We start from the raw sequence: 19,154 nt of genomic DNA on the forward strand, positions 1-19,154 counted from the left end.
GCCCCCGCCGGTCATTCGACGGCCAGCGCCATGTCCAGCAGCTTCTGCCCGTCGGGCACCTCCTCGACGAAGACCTTGTAGGAGGATTGCTGGGCGAGGTCGCGCCAGGCCATGAAATCCTCTTCCGTCATTTCGGCAATCTCGACACCGGCATTGCGGAACACCTCGACCGAGGCCGCGTCTTCCTTCTTCGCCTCTTCGAGGTAATAGGCCTCGGCCTTGGCGGAGGCGGCACGCAGCGCCTCTTGCTGTTCCGGGGTCAGCCGGTCGAAGGTCGTCTTGTTGATCAGCAGCGGCTGATACATGAACCACAGCGTCACGTCCGAGGCCGGGGTATAGCACTTCGCCAGTTCCTGCAGCCGGAAGGAGACGAAGGAGGACGACGAGGTATTCAGCGCCTGCAGCACGTTCTGCTGCATCGCGTTGTAGGTTTCCGACGAGGGCATCGACGCGATGGAGGCGCCCGCGGCCTGCAGCATCTCCTCGAAGCCCTTGCCGGCGGCGCGGACGGTCTTGCCCTTGATGTCCTCGGGCCGCCGGATGCAGCCATCGGTGCTGGCGAAGCCGCCGGCCAGATAGCCGTGCACCAGCGTCATCACGTCATCCTCGTTCAGGATGCGCTCGATTTCCGCCATGAAGGGCGAGGCGTTCATCCGCGCGGCATGGTCGTGGCTCTTGATCAGGCCCGGCATCAGCGTGAGGTTGTATTCCGGCCGCTGGCCGCCGGCATAGGACAGCGGCAGCACCGTCATGTCGAGCTGACCGCGGCTGAGCGGCAGGTACTGCTCGGTCGCCTTGAACAGCGATCCCGACGGGAAGATCTGGATCGTCAGGTCCACGTCCGCGGCGGCGACATCCTCGGCCACCATCTCGGCGATGCGGTGGCGCAGGTCGCCCGGCGCGAACTGGTGCGACAGGCGCAGCTCCTCGGCCCCGGCGGCACCCGCCCACAGCGGCAGGGCGGCCAAGGCCGCGATCTTCATCAGTCTCATCGGAAACCTCCTCCCAAAGGTGTCGCGAATTCTGCGATATGCACGCAGACTGGCATTGAGTATATTATGGGTCAAGGATATTGTATGCAAAAATGTCCAGTCGAGGATGCAACGTGACCGAAGGCCCCATCGACCGCCGCACCGACCAGATCCGCGAGGCGCTGGAAGAGATGATCGTCGAGGGTCATTTCGCCGATGGCGCGCGCCTGGACGAGGTCAGCCTCGCCGACCGGTTCAGCGTATCGCGCACGCCCCTGCGCGAGGCATTGCAGGCGCTGGCGGCCTCGGGTCTGGTAGAACTGCGCCACCGGCGCGGCGCCTTCGTCCGCTTCCCTTCGCTGGAGGATGTGGTCGAGATGTTCGACGTCATGGCCGAGATCGAGGCCCTGTGCGGGCGCTATGCCGCGCGCCGGATGTCCGCCGAGGACCAGTCAGCCATCGAGGCCGCACTGCTGGCCTGCGAGGCGGCGGCGGCGCAGCAGGATGTCGAGGGTTATTACCGCGCCAACCACGACTTTCACCGGCTGATCTATCACGCCGCGGGCAACCGGTTCCTCGCCGGCGAGGCCGAGCGCCTGCAGCGGCGGCTGACGCCGTTTCGCCGGCTGCAGCTGCGGGTGCGCGGCCGGATGCCCGAAAGCCTGCGCCAGCACCGGCAGATCTTCGAGGCGCTGGTGGCGGGCGATGCCGAACGGGTGACGCGGCAGATGCGCGAACATATCGCCGTGCAGGGCGACCGGTTCAACGACCTCGCCGCCACCTACCGCTCTGCCATCCGCGGCCGCCATGTCGCCTGACGGCTGGGCCTGACGGGGGCGAGGGTTGTTCCCCCGCGCCGCCGGGCCTATCTCGGTCCCGACGCAGGAACAGGAGCGGCGGATGGACAGGGACCAGTTTCCCGGCTGGCACGGGACCACGATCATCGGCGTGCGCAAGGGCGGGCAGGTGGTGGTCGCGGGCGACGGGCAGGTGAGCCTCGGCCAGACCGTCATCAAGGGAACGGCGCGCAAGGTGCGCCGCCTGTCGCCCGGCGGGCGCGAGGTGGTGGCAGGCTTCGCCGGATCGACCGCCGATGCCTTTACCCTGCTGGAACGGCTGGAAAAGAAGCTGGAAGCCGCGCCCGGGCAGCTGGCCCGCGCCTGCGTCGAGCTGGCGAAGGATTGGCGCACCGACAAGTATCTGCAGAAGCTGGAGGCGATGCTGATCGTCACCGACGGCACCGACCTTCTGGTGGTCACCGGCGCGGGCGACGTGCTGGAACCCGAACATGACGTAGCGGCGATCGGATCGGGCGGCAACTATGCGCTGGCCGCCGCGCGCGCCCTGATCGACGGCGATCTGGATGCCGAGGCCATCGCCCGCAAGGCAATGGCGATCGCGGCCGAGATCTGCGTCTACACCAACGGCAACCTGACGGTGGAGCGGATCGGCGGCTGAGGCCGGTTCACGCCTTCCCCGCCTTTTCCGCCGCCTCCTTGTAGGCCCGCAGCACCGCGTTCATCCGGGTCTGATAGCCCTTTCCGCCCTTGCGGAAGAAGTCGAGCACATCGGCATCGACCCGCAGCGAGATCATCGGCTTGCGCCCGGGCTCGACGAAGACGGCCGAGTCCCAGTCCACCTCGAAATCCTCCTCGGGATCCCAGGGCGGGTCCTCCGTCTGGGCGCGCACCCGCTCCCAGTCGGTTTCGCTTTTCATCTTGCGCGCCTCTTCCAGGGTAACGCGCGTGATACGCTCTTCGCTCATTCGTTCGCGCCCTCCTTGCCGTGATCAGCCGCAGCCGTTGCCCGCGCCAGGTGAAGACGACCGCGATCAGCCGTCCGTCCAGCGGACCGATGGCGATGCTGCGGATTTCGCCCGTAGACCGGGCGTCGATCAGCAGCCAGTCGTCATCGAAGATCGCGACCGCATCGACGAAATCCAGCCCGTGCTTGACCAGCGTCGCCTGCCGCTTCGCCTCGTCCCATTCGAATTGCATCGGCAGCCTCCAAACCGGAGCCTGCCGCCGATACATTGCCGAAACCTTAACGGTGTATATACACCACGTCAATACACCCCGCCCGCCTTGGCATCCCCTGCCCCACCGCCTACATCGGGCAGGCAAGGAACCAGCCGTCGAGGACCCCATGACCAACCTCACCCCGCGCGAGATCGTCTCGGAACTCGACCGCTTCATCATCGGCCAGTCCGAGGCCAAGCGCGCCGTGGCCGTGGCGCTGCGCAACCGCTGGCGGCGCAAGATGCTGGCCGACGACCTGCGCGACGAGGTCTATCCGAAGAACATCCTGATGATCGGCCCCACCGGCGTCGGCAAGACCGAGATCAGCCGCCGGCTGGCCCGGCTGGCCCGCGCGCCCTTCATCAAGGTCGAGGCGACGAAGTTCACCGAGGTGGGCTATGTCGGACGCGACGTCGAACAGATCATCCGCGATCTGGCCGACACCGCCATCGCCGATACCCGCGCCCGGATGCGGGACGAGGTGAAGGCCCGCGCCCAGCAGGCGGCCGAGGACCGCGTGATCACGGCGCTGGCCGGCACCGATGCCCGCGAAGGCACGCGCGAGATGTTCCGCGCCAAGGTGAAGCGCGGCGAACTGGACCAGACGGTGATCGAACTGGAAGTGGCCGACACGCCCCCTGCCCTGCCGATGCTGGACATTCCCGGCCAGCCGGGGATGAGCATGGGGGCGATGAACCTGGGCGACATCTTCGGCAAGGCCTTCGGCCAGCGCCGGGTGCGCAAGAAGATGACCGTGGCCGACAGCTATGACGTGCTGATCGGCGAAGAGGCCGACAAGCTGTTGGATGACGAACAGGTGAAGCAGGCGGCGCTGGAGGCGGTGCAGCAGAACGGTATCGTCTTCATCGACGAGATCGACAAGGTCTGCGCCCGGGCCGAGGCGCGCGGCGCCGATGTCAGCCGCGAAGGCGTGCAGCGCGACCTGCTGCCGCTGATCGAGGGCACGACCGTCAGCACGAAATACGGGCCGGTCAGGACCGACCACATCCTGTTCATCGCCTCGGGCGCCTTCCACATCGCCAAGCCGTCGGACCTGCTGCCCGAACTGCAGGGTCGCCTGCCGATCCGGGTGGAGTTGCGGGCGCTGACCGAGGACGATTTCGTCCGCATCCTGACCGAGACGGACAATGCCCTGACGCGGCAATACACCGCACTGATGGCGACCGAAGAGGTGCAGGTCGGCTTCACCGAGGACGGCATCGCCGCGCTGGCCCGCATCGCCGCCGAGGTCAACCGCAGCATCGAGAATATCGGTGCGCGGCGACTTTACACGGTGATGGAACGGGTGTTCGAGGAACTGTCCTTCGCCGCGCCGGACCGGTCCGGCCAGACGGTGACGGTGGATGCCGGTTTCGTCGAACGCAATATCGGCGACCTGTCGCGCTCGGCCGATCTCAGCCGCTACGTCCTGTAGGGACCGGGTTCCGCCGCGACCGGTGCTGCGCTAGCTTGCGCGCGACCGGATCGCGGAGGCCGCCCTGCCCTGTCCCAGCCGTTTCCTGCATCGCATGCTCGTCTGCGCTGTCGCCTGCGGCGCGCTGGCGCTGGCGGGCTGCGCGCCCCGGGGCGCGATCGTGCGCGCGCCAGAAGGCACGATGCCGGCAGCGGATGTCGCGCTGTTCGTCGCCACCAGCCGCGACCCGGATCCGGCGCGGCCCGGCGATTTCGGGCCCGGTCGCAGCCCCTCGCCCCGCTTCGCCCGCTATGACATCGCCGTGCCCGCCGATCACGCGGCGGGGCGGATCACCTATACCCGCCCGGGCGACGTGCCGGACCCGCAGCGCGACTTCCTGACGGTGGGGGACCGGCAGTTTGCCGAACCCGCCGCTTTCCGCCGCGATCTGGCGCGCGCGCTGGCAGAGCGGCCGGCGGGACAGCGCGACGCGGTGATCTTCGTCCACGGGTTCAACACCACCTTCGCCGAGGGCATCTACCGGATGGCGCAACTGTCGCACGACCTCGGGCTGCCGGGGGTGCCGATGGCCTATTCCTGGCCCTCCGAAGGCCAGCCGCTCGCCTATGGCTACGACCGGGACTCGGCGCTGTTCGCCCGCGACGGGCTGGAGCGGCTGATCGAGGAGACGGCGGCGGCGCGGCCCGACCGCATCCTGCTCGTCGCGCATTCGATGGGCGCCGAGATCGTGATGGAGGTGCTGCGCCAGATGGCGATCGGCGGCAACCCCGCGCAGGCGCGGATCGGCGGCGTGGTGCTGATCTCGCCGGATCTGGACGTGGCGCTGTTCCGGGCGCAGGCGGCGCGGATCGGCCCGCTGCCGCAGCCCTTCCTGATCTTCACCTCGCGCCGCGACCGGGCGCTGGCGCTGTCCTCGCGCCTGTCGGGCGAGGCGCGGCGGCTTGGAAACCTGTCGCAGGTGGACGAGCTGGCAGAGCTGCAGGTGACGCTGATCGACGTGACATCCTATTCCACCGGGGTGGGGCACTTCACCCCGGCCACCTCGCCCGCGCTGCTGCGGCTGCTGGCCTCGTTGCGGCAGGTGGATGCGGCCTTTGCGGGCGATCCGTCCGGGCGTGCGGGCCTGCTGCCGGGGGCGGTGCTGACGGTGCAACAGGCGACGCAGGTGGTGCTGCAGCCGGGCGAGGGGCTGGCCGGCGTGCTGTCGCCCTGAGGCGGATCACCTGACGCGGGTCAGCCGCGCCGCAGCCACACATAAAACGCCCCCTCGCCGCCATGCTTCAGATGCGCCTGCGTCACCTGCAGCACGACATGCGACAGCGGCGGCATCTGCAGCCAGTGCGGCACCTGATGCCGCAGCAATCCGCGGCGCTGCGGGATCGGACCGTCATCCAGCCCCCGCCGGCCCTTGCCGGTGATGACCAGCACCATCCGCCGGCCGCGCTCCTGCGAGGACAGCACGAAGCGGATCAGTTCGGGATGCGCCTCGGCCAGCGTCAGGCCGTGCAGGTCGATCCGCGCCTCGGGCTCGATCTTGCCGCGGATCAGGTTGCGATGGGCCTTGCGGTCCATCCGTACCGGCTGGGCCGCCAGCCTCTCGCCCGGGCCGGGGGCCAGGTCGATGCGCGGCGGCAGGCGGGTGGCCGACTGGCCGATGCGGAAGGCGGGCAGGGCCGGCGGCTCGCGCGGCGCGTCGGGATCGGCGCGCGGCACCTCGGGCGGCAAAGGCGGCGCAGGATCGGCCTCCGCCGCCGCGCGGGGATGCAGGGGCGCGGCGCTGGCGGCGATGCGGTCCCACAGCGCGCGCTCTTCCGGGCTCAGCCCGCGGGGCCGGCGGCGCGTCATCGCGATGCCCCGCGGGGCATGAAAAATGCCGCCCCGAAGGCGGCATTTCCGGCGCGGGGCGGCGCGCCACCGGCTTCGGTCATGCCGGTCACCCGCCCGTGGCGACCAGCTGCCAGTTGGGATCGTCGCTGCCCATGCGGCGCCCGAAGGTCCAGACGTCGCGCTGCCGCTTCGATGCCTTGGGATCGCCCTCGACGACATGGCCCTCCGCGTTCCGCGCGGCCGAGATCAGCTCGCCCGTGAACCGGACCGAGATTTCGGCCTCGCCGGTGTCGGGGTTGAACTCCGCCCCGTGCAGCGCAAGCTCGCGCAGGCCCACGAACTGCGCCTCGACCTTCAGGCCCTGCGCCTCGCGCGCGGCGACGACCTCGGCGAAGCTGTCGAAGACCTCGGGTTCCAGATAGGGGCGGACGGGTTCCAGATCGCCCCGTTCGAAGGCCATCAGGATCATCTCGTAGGCGCCGCGCGCGCCCTGCAGGAACTGCCCGACCGAGAAGCTGGGCTCGACCCGCTTCATCGCCGCCAGCGCCTCTGCCGCGGGGGTGCCTTCGGCCACATGGTCGGTGATGTCCCGGTCGGGGCCGCCCTCGATCACCTCGAAGTCGCGGCGCGAGGGGCGATTGTCCGGCACCGGCACCGTCACAGGCGGTTTCTCGAACCCCTCGCGGGTGCCCAGGACCGCGCGCAGGCGCAGGATCAGGAAGATGGCAATCCCCGCGAGCACGAGAAGCTGGATCAGGGAACTTTGCATCGGCGGACCTTTTGACGAACGGGCGGACTGGGGCAGCGGTATCTTGGCGGTCGGGCTGGACGCTGTCCCGTGCGACGGCCTGCAGATGCGGGGCTGCAAGCGGGCCTGTCGGCAACGGTGGCGGTCCTGGCAGACCTTACCTATGTAGGACAGGGGCGGCATCAAGTCCACCGCCCCCCGATGCCCACCCTGCGCGGCCCTGCGCCCGCGCCCCGACCGGAAGGAACCCCGACGATGTGGCTGCTGCTTGCCTTCGTGGCCCTGCCGCTGATCGAGATCGCCCTCTTCGTGCTGGTGGGCGGCTGGATCGGCCTCGGGCCGACACTCGCGCTGGTGGTGCTGGGGGCGGCCGTGGGCATCATGGTGATGCGCGCCGAGGGGATGCGGGCGATGGCCGACCTGCGGCGGTCGCTGGACGAGCTGCGCGATCCGGCGGAACCCCTGGCACACGGGGCGCTGATCCTGCTGGGCGGCGCGCTGCTGCTGCTGCCGGGCTTTCTGACCGATGCGGTCGGGGTGGTGCTGCTGGTGCCGCCGCTGCGGCGGATGCTGCTGGCGCGGATGGGCCGGCGCGTCCGCGTGGCGGGCTTCGCCACCGGCACGGTGCGGACGCGCCCCGAGGTGATCGACGGCGAATTTCACGAGGTCCCGCACGATACGCTGCACAGGCCGGACGACAGCGATGGCCCCGCCCGGCCCGGCGGGTCGGGCTGGACCCGGCATTGAGGCCCGCACCCCAAGCTGATAACACTCGCCCGAGACAGACAGACCAACGGGAGAGACCCATGTCAGAGACCGGCAACGGAGCCGCGCCGCAACCGGCACCGCAGCCCGCCGCCCCCCAGGTGCCGCGCATGCAGGTTCTGGCGCAGTTCATCCGCGACATGTCCTTCGAGAATGTGGTGGCGCAGAAGGGCCTGACCAGCGGCGACGTGCAGCCCGAAGTGCAGGTGCAGGTCAGCCTCGACGCCAAGAAGCGCCCGGCCGACAAGCAGTACGAGGTGGTGACCAAGTTCAAGGTGACCTCGACCAACCGCGCCGACAATACGCCGCTGTTCCTGCTGGAACTGGATTACGGCGGCATCTTCCATGTCGATGGCGTGGCCGAGGATCAGATGCATCCCTACCTGCTGATCGAATGCCCGCGGATGCTGTTCCCGTTCGTCCGCCGCATCGTCGCCGATACCACCCGTGACGGCGGCTTCCCGGCGGTGAACCTCGACACCGTGGACTTCCTCGCGCTTTACCGCGGCGAGATCGCCCGCCGGCTGGAGGCGCAGAAGGCGCAGGCCCCGGCGAACTGACCGCGGCACGGCGGCCCGATGTGGCCGGGCGGGCACAGGCGGCCCGCCCCCGTTTTCCACCGGGAACCGGCAACGGGCCGCGCGATTGTATCTCTGGCTCTGGCACAAGAGGCCCGAAGGTGCAAACCTGCGGGCAGGACGCGAGGGAAGAACCACAGATGCGCAGCTTGTACCGCCGGGTCGCCCCGGTCCTCGCCCTCGGGCTGACGGCATCGGTCGCGGGAACGACGGCGGCGCAGGACGTCACCTTCCGGGTGAAGGCGCAGGATGACGATGCGCTGCGCAACGCGATCCTCGGCGCCTCGCTGATCGCCTCGACCAGACGCGACGAGGAATCGGAACTGCCGGACCTCTACGCCGCAGCACGCGCCGATTACGGGCGCCTGCTGGGGGCGCTTTATGCGCGCGGGCATTATTCCGGCGTCATCAGCATCCTGATCGACGGGCGCGAGGCGGCCGAGATCCCACCGCTCGACATGCCCGAACGGATCGGCCGGATCGACGTTCTGATCGACCCCGGCCCGCAATTCCGCTTTTCCCGCGCCACGGCGGCGCCGCTGGTGCCGGGCACCGAACTGCCCGAAGGCTATGCCCGGGGCGAGCCCGCCTTTTCGGAGGAAATCGCCAATGCGGCCGATGCCGGCGCCGAAGGCTGGCGGCGCGCCGGCCATGCGAAGGTGGACCTCGCGCGGCAGGAGGTGACCGCCGATCACCGGCAGGCGACGCTGGCCGCCGATCTGGTCTTCGCCCCCGGGCCGCGCGTGATCTTCGGCGAGATGACGGTGTCGGGCAACCGCCGCGTCACCACCCGGCGGATCGAGAAGATCGCGGGCTTCCCATCGGGCGAGGTTTACGACCCCGAGGAACTGGAGGATGTGGCGAACCGGCTGCGCCGCACCGGCACTTTCCGGTCGGTGTCCCTGACCGAGGCGGAAACGCTCGGCCCCGGCAATACGCTCGACTACATGCTGGTGGTCAGCGAGGAGCGGCGGCGGCGGCTGAGCTTTGGCGCCGAGATTTCCAGCGTCGATGGCGGGCGCGTCACCGCCGGATGGCTGCACCGCAACCTGCTGGGTGGGGCCGAGAGTCTGAACCTCGAGGCCGAGGTGGCGGGGATCGGCGGCGGCACCGGCGGCGTCGACTATTCGCTGGGCGCGCGGTTCGAACGTCCCGGCACGCCGTTCCGCGACAGCAACGCCTTCATCGAGGCCAATATCGCGCGGCTGCAGGAAGAGGATTACGATTCCGACACGGCGAACCTGACCTTCGGCCTGGAACGCTATATCACCGACCGGCTGACGGGCGAGGTCGGGCTGGGCTACGAGGCCTCGAACGTCACCGACAGCCTTGGCGAGCGCGAATTCCGGCAGATCATCCTGCCGGTCAGCCTGACCTGGGACGCGCGCAACAGCACCACGAACGCCACCGAGGGCTTCTACCTCGAAGGCGGGGTCCTGGCCTTTCGCGGTTTCGCCGATACCGGCAACGGCGCGCAGCTGACCTTCGACGGCCGCGCCTATCAGGGTTTTGCCGATGACCGCTTCGTGATCGCAGGGCGCGCGCAGATCGGCGCCGTCGCGGGGGCCGATCTTCTGGAAACGCCGCGCGACTATCTGTTCTATTCGGGCGGCGGCGGCACGGTGCGCGGCCAGCCCTACCAGTCGCTGAAGCTGACGGTTACCGACGGCACCGACAGCGAGGATTACGGCGGCAACCGCTTTGCCGCCTTTTCGGCAGAGCTGCGCGCGGGGATCACCGAGAATATCGGCGTCGTCGCCTTCTATGACGCGGGCTATGTCGGCGACGGCGACTTTTCCGACGGCGAATGGCACGCGGGCGCAGGTCTGGGCCTGCGCTACAACACCGGGATCGGCCCGATCCGGCTGGACGTGGCCGCCCCGGCCGGCGGCGATACCGGCGAGGGCGTGCAGGTCTATATCGGGCTGGGGCAGGCGTTCTGACGCCCGCCCCGAGGCAGGCGCAGGTTGACAGCGGAAGGCAGGGATTCGGATGATCAGGCACACGCTTCTGTCGCTCGCGCTTTGTCTGCTGCCGGCCGGGCTGCTGCCGCTGGCGGCCGCCGCGCAGGAGGCGGCCCCCGCCGACAGCGCCCAGACCGAAGAGGATCGCGGCTGGATCACGGGCCTGATCGAGGACAACCTGTCCGGCGCCGGGCGTTCGGTGCGGCTGGTCGGGTTCCAGGGCGCGCTGTCGTCCCGCGCCACCTTCGAGGAACTGTCCATCGCCGATGACGAGGGCGTCTGGCTCACGCTGCGCGACGGCGCGATGCAGTGGAACCGCGCGGCGCTGCTGGCGGGGCGCATCCAGATCGCCGAACTGACGGCGGCCGAGATCGACCTGCCGCGCACACCCGCCGCGCAGGAGGACGCCCTGCCCGAAGCCGAGGCCAGCGGCTTTGCCCTGCCCGACCTGCCGGTCGCGGTCGAGATCGGCACGATCCGGGCCGATCGCGTCAGCATCGGCGCGCCGGTCTTCGGCACGGCGGTCACCTTCTCGCTGAGCGGCAGCGCCCGGCTGGCCGGCGGCGAGGGCGAGACGGACCTGTCGGTGACCCGGCTCGACGGGGCGGCGGGGGAGCTGACCTTCGCCGGGTCCTACGACAATGACAGCCGGACCGCGCAGCTGGACCTGATGCTGTCCGAAGGGGCGAACGGCATCGCGGCCGGGTTGCTGGGCGTGCCGGGCAACCCGTCGCTGACGCTGGCGGTCACCGGCGCGGGGCCGCTGGACGATTTCGATGCCGAGATCGCGCTGACGACCGATGGCCAGCCGCGGCTGCAAGGCACGGTCGAACTGCTGGCGACGGTGCCCGAGGGCGCGGCAGAGGGCGCCCCGCCCGTCCGCAGCTTCCGCACCGCGCTGGCGGGGGATGTGGCGCCGCTGTTCCTGCCGGAATATCAGGAATTCTTCGGCGACCGCATCAGCCTCGACCTTGCCGGGACGCGGACGGCGGCGGGCGAGCTGTCGCTGTCGGACCTGACGCTGCAGTCGCGCGCGCTGACGCTGACCGGCCAGCTGCGGACGGATGCCGGGGGCCTGCCGGTGCTGGTGGACCTGCGCGGCCAGCTGGGCCTGCCCGGCGGCGAGCCGGTGCTGCTGCCCGTGGCAGGCGCGGAGACGCGGGTCGGGTCCGCCGACCTGACGGTCAGCTTCGACGCGGCGACCGGGCCGGACTGGCGGGTCGCGGGTCAGGTCCTGGGCCTCGACCGCCCGGACCTCGACATCGCGGACCTGCGGCTGGACGGGACCGGCCAGCTGCAGCGGGCTGAAACGGCGGCGCTGACCGGGCAGCTGATGCTGACGGCCGAGGGGCTGGCCCCCGCCGATCCGGCGCTGGCGCAGGCGCTCGGCCCGCAGGTGACCGGCAGTGCCGGGATCGACTGGCAACAGGGCGGATCGGTGACGATCCGCGATCTGGACCTGTCAGGTGCGGATTACGGGCTGACGGGCGATGCGGTGATCTCCGGCCTCGACAGCGCCTTTACCGTAGACGGGCAGGCGGTGGCGCGGCTGTCGGACCTGTCGCGGCTGTCGGGTCTGGCCGGACGGCCGCTGTCCGGCGCCGCCGAGGCGCGGGTGGATGGGGAATACGGCATCCTGTCCGGCATCTTCGACGCGGAACTGGCGGTGGAGGGCACCGACCTGTCGGCCGGCATCGCGGAACTCGATCGCCTGCTGGCGGGCCGGTCGCAGGTGGCGCTGTCCGCCCGCCGCGACGAGACAGGCACCACCCTGCGCAGCCTGACGCTGGACGCGCAGACCCTGACCGCCGCGGCGCAGGGCACCCTGCGGACCGAGGCGTCGGACCTGACGGCGACGCTGGATTTCGCCGACCTGTCGGTGCTGGGGCCGCAATATGGCGGACGACTGTCGGTCGAGGCGGCGCTGCAAGAGGCCGGGACGCTGCGCCGGTTCAACGTCACCGGCACGGGCGAGGCGCTGGAAGTCGGCATCCCGGAACTCGACGGGCTGCTGTCGGGCAGCACGCAACTGACGCTGACCGGCAGCGAACAGGAGGGCGCGGTGGTGCTGGACGTGGCCCGGCTGGGCAACGCGGCGCTGACGCTCGACGCCAGCGGGCGCTATCAGGCGGGCAACAGCGACCTGACCGCACGGCTGGACTTTCCCGATATGGGCGCGCTCGGCCGGGGCTATGGCGGCAGCCTGACCGCCGAGGCGCGGCTGACCGAAGAGGGCGCGCTGCGCCGGCTGGACCTGACCGGCACCGGGCAGGACCTGTCGCTGGCGCAGGCAGAGCTTGACCGCATCCTCGCCGGCCGCACCGACCTGGCCCTTGCCGCGACGATGGAGGGCGAGGCGATCCGCATCGAGCGGCTGAACCTGACGAACCCGCAGCTGACGGCCACGGCCAGCGGCGGGCAAGCGGCGGATGGCGCCCGGGCGATCACCCTGGACGCGCGGCTGGCGAACCTCGCGCTGCTGGTGCCGGGCTTTCCGGGGCCGCTGACCGTGGAGGGCACGGCCGAGGAGCTGGCCGATGGCGGCTATCGGCTGGATCTGGCCGGGCGCGGGCCGGGCGGCACCGATGCGACGGTGCGCGGCACGGTTGCGGCGGGCTTCGGCACGGCGGATCTTGCCATTGCCGGGTCGGCGCAGCTGGGGCTGGTCAATCCGTTCATCGCCCCGCAGGCCGCCGAGGGGCCGCTGCAATTCGACCTGCGGCTGAACGGCGCGCCGGGCCTGTCGGCGCTGTCCGGGCAGGTCCGGACCTCGGGCGCGCGCGTCACCGCCCCCACCGCCGGCATCGCGCTGGAGGAGATCGCGGCGACCATCGGCCTGTCGGGCGGACGCGCGCAGATCGATCTGCAGGGACGCTTCAGCGAGGGCGGCCGGCTCGCGCTGTCGGGGCCGGTGACGCTGTCGGGCGGCTATGACGGCGCGCTGGACCTGACCCTGACGCGGGCGCATCTGCGCGATCCCGAACTGTACGACACCCGCGTCAGCGGCGACCTGTCCATCGACGGGCCGCTGACCGGCGGGGCCACGATCTCGGGCAGCCTGACGCTGGACGAGACGGAAATCCGCGTGCCCTCGACGGGGCTCGGCGGGGCCAGCACCCTGACCGACCTGAACCATGTGGGCGAGCCGGCGGATGTGCGGCGCACCCGCGTCCGCGCGGGGCTGCTGGATCAGGATGGCGGTTCGGGCGGCGGCGGTGGCGGCCGGCCCTACGGCCTGGACGTGCGCATCCTTGCCCCCAACCAGATCTTCGTGCGGGGCCGCGGGCTCGACGCGGAACTGGGCGGGCAGCTTCTGGTGCGCGGCGACACCAACAACGTGCAGCCGCAGGGCCAGTTCGAGCTGGTGCGCGGGCGGCTCGACATTCTCGGCCAGCGGTTCACGCTGGACGAGGGGCTGTTCCAGCTGCAGGGCAACCTCGACCCCTATATCCGCTTCTCGGCCTCGACCGAGACGGAGGACGACACCGCCACCATCGTGATCGAGGGCTTCGCCTCGGAACCCGAGATCCGCTTCGTTTCGGGCGCGGGCCTGCCAGAGGAAGAGGTGCTGTCGCGGCTGCTGTTCGGGCGCGGGCTGGACAGCCTGACGGCCTTCCAGGCCGCGCAGCTGGCGGCGGCGGTCGCGACGCTGGCGGGGCAGGGCGGCGAAGGCATCATCGGGCGGCTGCGGCAGGATTTCGGCCTGGACGACTTCGACGTCACCACGGATGACGAGGGCAACGCCGCGCTGCGGGCCGGCAAATACCTGACGGACCGCGTCTATACCGACATCACCATCGGCGGTGCCGGCGAAAGCTCGATCAACCTCAACCTCGACGTGACGCGGAACGTCACGGTCCGGGGTCAGGTCGGCAGCGAGGGCGGCGGCGGGTTGGGCATCTTCTACCAGCGCGACTACTGAGGCGGACCGTCGCGCCAAATCCGTTCGTCGAATCGCGCGCGAACATCCTGCGCCGCGATTTGTTCCAGGAACAGATCACAAGAATCTGATTTGTGTCAGGAACTTGCCCAAGGGGTGACGGGTTGTTGCGGCATAGCGGGTCGCATGGCGGCCCACCCTTCATGAGAGGACTGCGACATGAACAAGCTTCTTGCATCGACCGCTATCGTTGCGATGACGGCTCTGCCGCTTGCCGCACAGACCGCGACCGAAACGACCGAGACGACCGCGCCGGAATCCACCGGCTCGATGGCGACCGACGCACCCGCTGCTTCGTCGACCGACACGATGACCGCGCCGGATGCGGCGATGGACACCCAGGACACGGCCGATGCGGCCGCGACCATGGGCACCGACACCATGGGCGGCAGCGATTTTTCCTACATGCCGACCGGCGACGAGGTGATGGCGTCCGACTTCCTCGGCAAGCGCCTGTACACCGCCGAGGGCGACGTGGACACCGCTGCGATCAACGAGGCGGATGCCAACTGGGATGACATCGGTGAAGTCAGCGACATCATCATGAACCCCGAAGGCCAGGCGCAGGCCGTGCTGGTCGATATCGGCGGCTTCCTCGGCATCGGCGAGAAGACCGTCGCAGTCAGCATGGACCAGCTGTCGATCGTTCCCGACGGCGACAACGCCGGCGACTTCTTCGTGGCCTTCAGCTCGAGCCGCGAGGCGCTGGAAAACGCCCCCGAGTTCGACATGGGTCCGATGGACGCGCAGCAGAACGCCGATGCGGGCATGGCTGCCGACACCGGCATGGGCGCTGGCGCCGGCATGAGCGGGACCGACACCGCCGCGATGGACACGACGGCGCCGGCGGCTGACGGCACCACCGATCAGGACATGGCCGCGACCACGACCACGGCCGCCGACCCGGCGATGACGGACAGCACCGCGACCGCCCCGGCTGCCACCGACATGGCCGCGACCGACGCGACGGGCGAGGCCGGCATGGAAGAGGCCGTCGACCCCAACACGCTGACCGCCGAGATGCTGCAGGGCGCCCCGGTCTATGACGCGAATGACGAGCGCATCGGCGACGTGTCGCAACTGGTGGTGGCCGATGACGGCACCATCACCCATACCGTGATCGATATCGGCGGCTTCCTCGGCATCGGCGCCAAGCCCGTCGCGCTCGACTTCGAGCAGATGGAAGTGATGACGGAAGATGGCGGCGAAACGCTGCGCGTCCACGTCACCGCCACGGAAGAAGAGCTGGAGCAGATGCCCGAATATCAGGGCTGATCTGCAATCCCCTGACGACGAAGGCCCGGGCTTTGCCCGGGCCTTTTGCTTTGGCGGGCGGGCGAGGACCGGGTAGCGACGATTGCGTGGTTCGTCCGGGGCCGCGACAGCAGGGGCAGGTGCCCGGGCGCGTGTTACGCCGGACCGCCGGAACCGCTATTTTTCCGGGACCGCCTGTCAGGCGTGACCGCTGCGCAGGCCGAACTGGCCGGGGGTCGCGGGATCGAACTGTGCCACCTCGAACCGCAGCGACAGGCGATAGCACTCGTCGCTGCCGTCAAGCTCGACGGCCGAGCCCAGCTGGCCGGCGAAGGCGTCGATCAGCTGCGTCCCCAGGCCGGAATGCGGCGCCGCCTCGGCCGGGGCGCCGGGGCCGCGCGAATTGGTGACGCTGAGGATCGCGTGGCGGTCGCCATCCGCCTTCAGGGCGATCCGGATCCGGCTGGCCGTTTCGCCCGCCGGAGGGACCGCATACTTGATCGCATTGGTCAGCGCCTCGGTCGCCAGCAGCGACACCGGCACCGCCTGGTCGGGGTAAAGGATGACAGGGTCGAATTCCGTCTCGATCCGCAGGTTGCTGCCCGGGGTCACGGTCATCAGCGTCATCTGCGACACGATATCCCCCAGCAACTTGTCCGCCTGCACCGCCGACAGCGTTTCGGCCTGATAGAGGTTGCGGTGGATGGTGGCGAGGCTCGCCACCCGGTCCTGCACCGATTTCAGCACCGCACGTGCGACGGGTTCCTTCACCTGACGGATCTGCATGTTCATGATCGAGGCGATCAGCTGCAGGTTGTTCTTCACCCGGTGATGGACTTCCTTCAGCAGGACGGTCTTTTCCTGCAGGCTCGCCTCCAGCTCGGCCTCGTCGCGGATCAGGATGCGGGCGAGGTTGTGGAAGGTCTGGCTGACATCTGCGATTTCCGCCGGCGCGGAGGCCAGCACCTCGGGCGCGGTGTTCCGCCGGCCGAGCGCAAAGCGCCGCATCTGGCCCCGCAGTTCCCGGACATGGCGGATCACCAGCCGGTCGATGGCGGCATAGGCAACCACAAGGCTGGTCAGCCACATCGTCAGCGGGAACAGCAGGGTCGTGGGCGCAATCAGGTCGCGGCCCAGTTGCACCGCCTCGGCGGGCCAGCTGCCCAGCACGTTCACCAGCCCCGGCACCGCAGGAAAGACGACGAAGACCCGGTTCTTGCCCTCATGATCCCGCCCGCGAAAGACCTGTGTCCCCGCCTCGGCCAGCACGGTCAGGTCGAGCCCCTGCGGCAGCACCACATCCGTGTCGCCCAGGCTGTGATCGTTCGAGAAAACGGCGGTGCCGTCGCTGGTAAACATTACCAGCGCCAGCGACCGATCGCGCTGTCCCCCGCCGCTGCGCAGCGCCTGCAGCGTGGCATGGGGAACCGAGATGGTGAGCAGCCCCAGAAGCACCCCGTCGCGCGTGACCGGCTGCGAAACGATCAGCACCGGCTGGCCGGTGACACGGCCGCGTTCGTTCGCGGTGACCTGCGCCCCCGGATTTGCCATGAAACTGCGGTAGGTCGGGGTATCCGACATGTCCCGCGGGATCTCGGACGAGGAACAGCGCATCATGCCGTCGGTCTCGATCAACCCGGCGAAGGAGAAAATCGGCGAGCGATTCACGAAATCGGTCAGAACCTGGCTGCAGGCGTCGGCATCGCCGATCCGGTCCAGCACCGACGGGATCAGCGCGGCCGAGGCGCCGAGAGCGTTTTCGAGGATCGCGCGCTCCGACGCGACGGCATCGGAAGTGCGCTGGATCAGCGCCTGTTCCGCCGCCTTGTCGGCATCGCGCGCCATCTGCCAGGTCTGCGCAAGCGCGATCATCCCCAGCGGCAGCAGCGCGACGGACAACAGGAAGGCGAGACGAAACCCGAGCCGCTCGGTGAACCGCAGCCTGCCCCTGAGCCCGGTCTTCATGACGCTCAGGAGCCGGAGCCGGAAGCCGCCATCACTGCCATCGTCGCGGGATCGGTCATCGTCAGCTCCTCGCCTTCGGCCAGCTGCAGCAGTTCGGCCAGACGGCGGCGCCCGCGGTTCGCACGGCTCTTGATCGTGCCGACCGCGACACCGCACATGGCCGCCGCCTCTTCATAGGCAAAGCCCGAGGCACCGACAAGGATCAGCGCCTCGCGCTGTTCGTCGGGCAGCTGTTCAAAGGCGTTGCGGAAATCGGCGAGCGCGAGGCGACCGTCGTGATCCGGCTTCGTCGCCAGCCGCGCGGCATGGATGCCGTCGACATCGGCCACCTCGCGCCGGGTCTTGCGCCGGGCGGAATAGAAGGTGTTGCGCAGGATGGTGAACAGCCACGCGCGCAGGTTCGTGCCGCGCTGGAAGCGGTCGATATTGCTCCATGCCTTCAGGATCGTGTCCTGCACCAGATCGTCGGCCGCGGCCGAGTTGCGGGTCAGGCTCAATGCAAAGGCGCGCAGCGCGCCCAGATGGGTCACCAGCTCTTCGCGCGGGTCGGCGCTGCCCGCGCTCATTTGGACGGATCCTGTTCCTTGAGCTTCTGCAGAAGCTGCATGAACTTGTCCGGAACCTCCTCATCCACCATCTGCTGGTAGACGCGTCGAAGGTTTTCATCAATCTGCCGTTCGACGGTCGGATTCTTCGGGGTGGTTCCGTTCGACTTCATATCTGCAGTACCGGCCTGACATTATTTGAACGCGCGCTGGAACCGAACCGCCGGTCTGGCGTTTGGTTCCCCGGGACAAGGAATATTTCGTTCGGAGATGACATGACAGAAGGCACGTCGACTGACATCTCGGCGCTGATCGGGGCAGAACTGCCTTATCTGCGCCGATATGCGCGCGCGTTGACCGGCAGCCAGGGGACCGGAGACCGTTATGCGGTGGCCACGCTGGAGGCCATTCTTGTGGACCGGTCCGTCTTTGAATCCGGCCTGTCGCCGCGCGTCGCGCTGTTCCGCGCCTTCCACGCCATCTGGTCCTCGGCCGGCTCGCCCGTCGCGGAAGAAGGCAGCGACACGCTGGAAGCGCGGGCGCAAGTGCATCTGTCGGGCCTGACCCGCAACACGCGCGAGGCGCTGCTGCTGCGGACCATCGAGGAAATGCGCTTCGACCAGATCGCGCAGATCATGACGATCAGCCAGGCCGAGGCCGAGGAACTGGTCGAGATCGCCATGCGCGAGATGGAGCGCAGCGTACTGGGCCGGGTGATGATCATCGAGGATGAGACGATCATCGCGATGGACATCCAGAGCATCGTACAGGCGATGGGCCATGAGGTCGTGGGCGTGGCGCGCACGCGAGATCAGGCCGTGGCGCTGGGCGACAAGGAACGGCCGGACCTGATCCTCGCCGATATCCAGCTTGCCGACAACTCGTCAGGCATCGACGCCGTCAACGACCTGCTGACCCTGATGGGCGATGTGCCGGTGATCTTCATCACCGCCTTCCCGGAACGGCTGCTGACCGGCGAACGGCCCGAGCCGGCCTTCCTGATCTCGAAGCCCTATCTCGAGGAACAGGTGCGGTCGGCGGTCAGCCAGGCGATGTTCTTCGCATCGACGGAATCGCTGGCGGCCTGAGCGGGCCATCTGCGGGTCCGGCTTCGGAACGGAAAAGGGCGCCTCCGGGGCGCCCT

Annotated in this window: 17 protein-coding genes and 1 pseudogene; 10 read left to right on the forward strand and 8 right to left on the reverse strand. The window is 69.4% G+C overall.

What is annotated here, in order from left to right:
• Window positions 1-11: 11 nt before the first annotated feature.
• The gene (gene dctP, locus EEY80_RS03625) at window positions 12-992 is read right to left on the reverse strand and encodes a TRAP transporter substrate-binding protein DctP (RefSeq protein ID WP_126975212.1); all 981 of its coding nucleotides are present in this window, start codon (window positions 990-992) and stop codon (window positions 12-14) included.
• 113 nt (window positions 993-1,105) lie between these two features.
• On the opposite strand from dctP, the gene EEY80_RS03630 reads away from it, so the two are divergent.
• Window positions 1,106-1,789, forward strand: coding sequence for a GntR family transcriptional regulator (locus EEY80_RS03630; RefSeq protein ID WP_407920715.1), 684 nt, complete (start codon window positions 1,106-1,108; stop codon window positions 1,787-1,789).
• 82 nt (window positions 1,790-1,871) lie between these two features.
• Window positions 1,872-2,429 carry an ATP-dependent protease subunit HslV gene (hslV, locus tag EEY80_RS03635; protein WP_126975214.1) on the forward strand — a complete coding sequence of 186 codons (558 nt, stop codon included), beginning with the start codon at window positions 1,872-1,874 and terminating at the stop codon, window positions 2,427-2,429.
• 7 nt (window positions 2,430-2,436) lie between these two features.
• Here the strand turns inward: hslV and EEY80_RS03640 are convergent, their stop codons facing one another.
• A complete protein-coding gene (locus tag EEY80_RS03640; protein ID WP_126975215.1) occupies window positions 2,437-2,736 on the reverse strand; it encodes a BrnA antitoxin family protein in 300 nt (99 codons plus the stop codon).
• 55 nt (window positions 2,737-2,791) lie between these two features.
• Window positions 2,792-3,169: pseudogene (locus tag EEY80_RS20690) on the reverse strand (BrnT family toxin); the annotation flags it as partial.
• Between EEY80_RS20690 and hslU the strand changes: the two are divergent.
• A complete protein-coding gene (gene hslU, locus EEY80_RS03650) occupies window positions 3,117-4,424 on the forward strand; it encodes an ATP-dependent protease ATPase subunit HslU (RefSeq protein WP_126975216.1) in 1,308 nt (435 codons plus the stop codon). The pseudogene EEY80_RS20690 and the gene hslU overlap by 53 nt on opposite strands.
• Before the next feature lie 94 nt (window positions 4,425-4,518).
• Window positions 4,519-5,637 (forward strand): alpha/beta hydrolase, encoded by a 1,119-nt coding sequence (locus EEY80_RS03655; RefSeq protein ID WP_126975217.1) that lies wholly within the window; start codon window positions 4,519-4,521, stop codon window positions 5,635-5,637.
• Window positions 5,638-5,657: 20 nt separating this feature from the next.
• Here EEY80_RS03655 and EEY80_RS03660 read toward each other — a convergent pair whose 3' ends face one another.
• The gene (locus tag EEY80_RS03660) at window positions 5,658-6,269 is read right to left on the reverse strand and encodes a Smr/MutS family protein (protein ID WP_126975218.1); all 612 of its coding nucleotides are present in this window, start codon (window positions 6,267-6,269) and stop codon (window positions 5,658-5,660) included.
• A gap of 88 nt (window positions 6,270-6,357) precedes the next feature.
• A complete protein-coding gene (locus EEY80_RS03665) occupies window positions 6,358-7,020 on the reverse strand; it encodes a Tim44/TimA family putative adaptor protein (RefSeq protein ID WP_126975219.1) in 663 nt (220 codons plus the stop codon).
• A gap of 234 nt (window positions 7,021-7,254) precedes the next feature.
• On the opposite strand from EEY80_RS03665, the gene EEY80_RS03670 reads away from it, so the two are divergent.
• The 5 genes from EEY80_RS03670 (at window position 7,255) to EEY80_RS03690 (ending at window position 15,521) form a co-directional block, all read left to right on the forward strand.
• Window positions 7,255-7,746 (forward strand): FxsA family protein, encoded by a 492-nt coding sequence (locus EEY80_RS03670; protein ID WP_126975220.1) that lies wholly within the window; start codon window positions 7,255-7,257, stop codon window positions 7,744-7,746.
• A gap of 59 nt (window positions 7,747-7,805) precedes the next feature.
• A complete protein-coding gene (secB, locus tag EEY80_RS03675) occupies window positions 7,806-8,324 on the forward strand; it encodes a protein-export chaperone SecB (protein ID WP_126975221.1) in 519 nt (172 codons plus the stop codon).
• A gap of 158 nt (window positions 8,325-8,482) precedes the next feature.
• On the forward strand, window positions 8,483-10,285 hold the full coding sequence (locus EEY80_RS03680) for an autotransporter assembly complex protein TamA (RefSeq protein ID WP_126975222.1): 1,803 nt from the start codon (window positions 8,483-8,485) through the stop codon (window positions 10,283-10,285).
• A gap of 49 nt (window positions 10,286-10,334) precedes the next feature.
• Window positions 10,335-14,228, forward strand: a complete 3,894-nt coding sequence (locus EEY80_RS03685) for a translocation/assembly module TamB domain-containing protein (RefSeq protein ID WP_126975223.1) — start codon at window positions 10,335-10,337, stop codon at window positions 14,226-14,228.
• Between the two features lie 177 nt (window positions 14,229-14,405).
• The gene (locus tag EEY80_RS03690; RefSeq protein ID WP_126975224.1) at window positions 14,406-15,521 is read left to right on the forward strand and encodes a PRC-barrel domain-containing protein; all 1,116 of its coding nucleotides are present in this window, start codon (window positions 14,406-14,408) and stop codon (window positions 15,519-15,521) included.
• Between the two features lie 177 nt (window positions 15,522-15,698).
• Here EEY80_RS03690 and EEY80_RS03695 read toward each other — a convergent pair whose 3' ends face one another.
• From EEY80_RS03695 to EEY80_RS03705, 3 genes are read right to left on the reverse strand one after another with little or no spacing between them, the layout of a single operon-like run.
• On the reverse strand, window positions 15,699-17,465 hold the full coding sequence (locus EEY80_RS03695) for a sensor histidine kinase (RefSeq protein WP_126975225.1): 1,767 nt from the start codon (window positions 17,463-17,465) through the stop codon (window positions 15,699-15,701).
• A gap of 5 nt (window positions 17,466-17,470) precedes the next feature.
• Window positions 17,471-18,031, reverse strand: coding sequence for an RNA polymerase sigma factor (locus EEY80_RS03700; RefSeq protein WP_126975226.1), 561 nt, complete (start codon window positions 18,029-18,031; stop codon window positions 17,471-17,473).
• Window positions 18,028-18,183 (reverse strand): NepR family anti-sigma factor, encoded by a 156-nt coding sequence (locus tag EEY80_RS03705; RefSeq protein ID WP_126975227.1) that lies wholly within the window; start codon window positions 18,181-18,183, stop codon window positions 18,028-18,030. The genes EEY80_RS03700 and EEY80_RS03705 overlap by 4 nt, the downstream gene beginning before the upstream one ends.
• A gap of 102 nt (window positions 18,184-18,285) precedes the next feature.
• On the opposite strand from EEY80_RS03705, the gene EEY80_RS03710 reads away from it, so the two are divergent.
• The gene (locus tag EEY80_RS03710) at window positions 18,286-19,098 is read left to right on the forward strand and encodes a response regulator (RefSeq protein WP_126975228.1); all 813 of its coding nucleotides are present in this window, start codon (window positions 18,286-18,288) and stop codon (window positions 19,096-19,098) included.
• Window positions 19,099-19,154 lie beyond the last annotated feature (56 nt).

The organism is Frigidibacter oleivorans (assembly GCF_003993775.1).
Taxonomy (GTDB): Bacteria; Pseudomonadota; Alphaproteobacteria; order Rhodobacterales; family Rhodobacteraceae; genus Frigidibacter; species Frigidibacter oleivorans.

Bases quoted from the DNA above. Each gene is read 5' to 3' on its own strand.
- dctP (WP_126975212.1), bottom strand. From the start codon at position 992: ATGAGACTGATGAAGATCGCGGCCTTGGCCGCCCTGCCGCTGTGGGCG.
- hslV (WP_126975214.1), top strand. From the start codon at position 1,872: ATGGACAGGGACCAGTTTCCCGGCTGGCACGGGACCACGATCATCGGC.
- EEY80_RS03640 (WP_126975215.1), bottom strand. From the start codon at position 2,736: ATGAGCGAAGAGCGTATCACGCGCGTTACCCTGGAAGAGGCGCGCAAG.
- hslU (WP_126975216.1), top strand. From the start codon at position 3,117: ATGACCAACCTCACCCCGCGCGAGATCGTCTCGGAACTCGACCGCTTC.
- EEY80_RS03655 (WP_126975217.1), top strand. From the start codon at position 4,519: ATGCTCGTCTGCGCTGTCGCCTGCGGCGCGCTGGCGCTGGCGGGCTGC.
- EEY80_RS03660 (WP_126975218.1), bottom strand. From the start codon at position 6,269: ATGACGCGCCGCCGGCCCCGCGGGCTGAGCCCGGAAGAGCGCGCGCTG.
- EEY80_RS03665 (WP_126975219.1), bottom strand. From the start codon at position 7,020: ATGCAAAGTTCCCTGATCCAGCTTCTCGTGCTCGCGGGGATTGCCATC.
- EEY80_RS03670 (WP_126975220.1), top strand. From the start codon at position 7,255: ATGTGGCTGCTGCTTGCCTTCGTGGCCCTGCCGCTGATCGAGATCGCC.
- secB (WP_126975221.1), top strand. From the start codon at position 7,806: ATGTCAGAGACCGGCAACGGAGCCGCGCCGCAACCGGCACCGCAGCCC.
- EEY80_RS03680 (WP_126975222.1), top strand. From the start codon at position 8,483: ATGCGCAGCTTGTACCGCCGGGTCGCCCCGGTCCTCGCCCTCGGGCTG.
- EEY80_RS03685 (WP_126975223.1), top strand. From the start codon at position 10,335: ATGATCAGGCACACGCTTCTGTCGCTCGCGCTTTGTCTGCTGCCGGCC.
- EEY80_RS03690 (WP_126975224.1), top strand. From the start codon at position 14,406: ATGAACAAGCTTCTTGCATCGACCGCTATCGTTGCGATGACGGCTCTG.
- EEY80_RS03695 (WP_126975225.1), bottom strand. From the start codon at position 17,465: ATGAAGACCGGGCTCAGGGGCAGGCTGCGGTTCACCGAGCGGCTCGGG.
- EEY80_RS03700 (WP_126975226.1), bottom strand. From the start codon at position 18,031: ATGAGCGCGGGCAGCGCCGACCCGCGCGAAGAGCTGGTGACCCATCTG.
- EEY80_RS03705 (WP_126975227.1), bottom strand. From the start codon at position 18,183: ATGAAGTCGAACGGAACCACCCCGAAGAATCCGACCGTCGAACGGCAG.
- EEY80_RS03710 (WP_126975228.1), top strand. From the start codon at position 18,286: ATGACAGAAGGCACGTCGACTGACATCTCGGCGCTGATCGGGGCAGAA.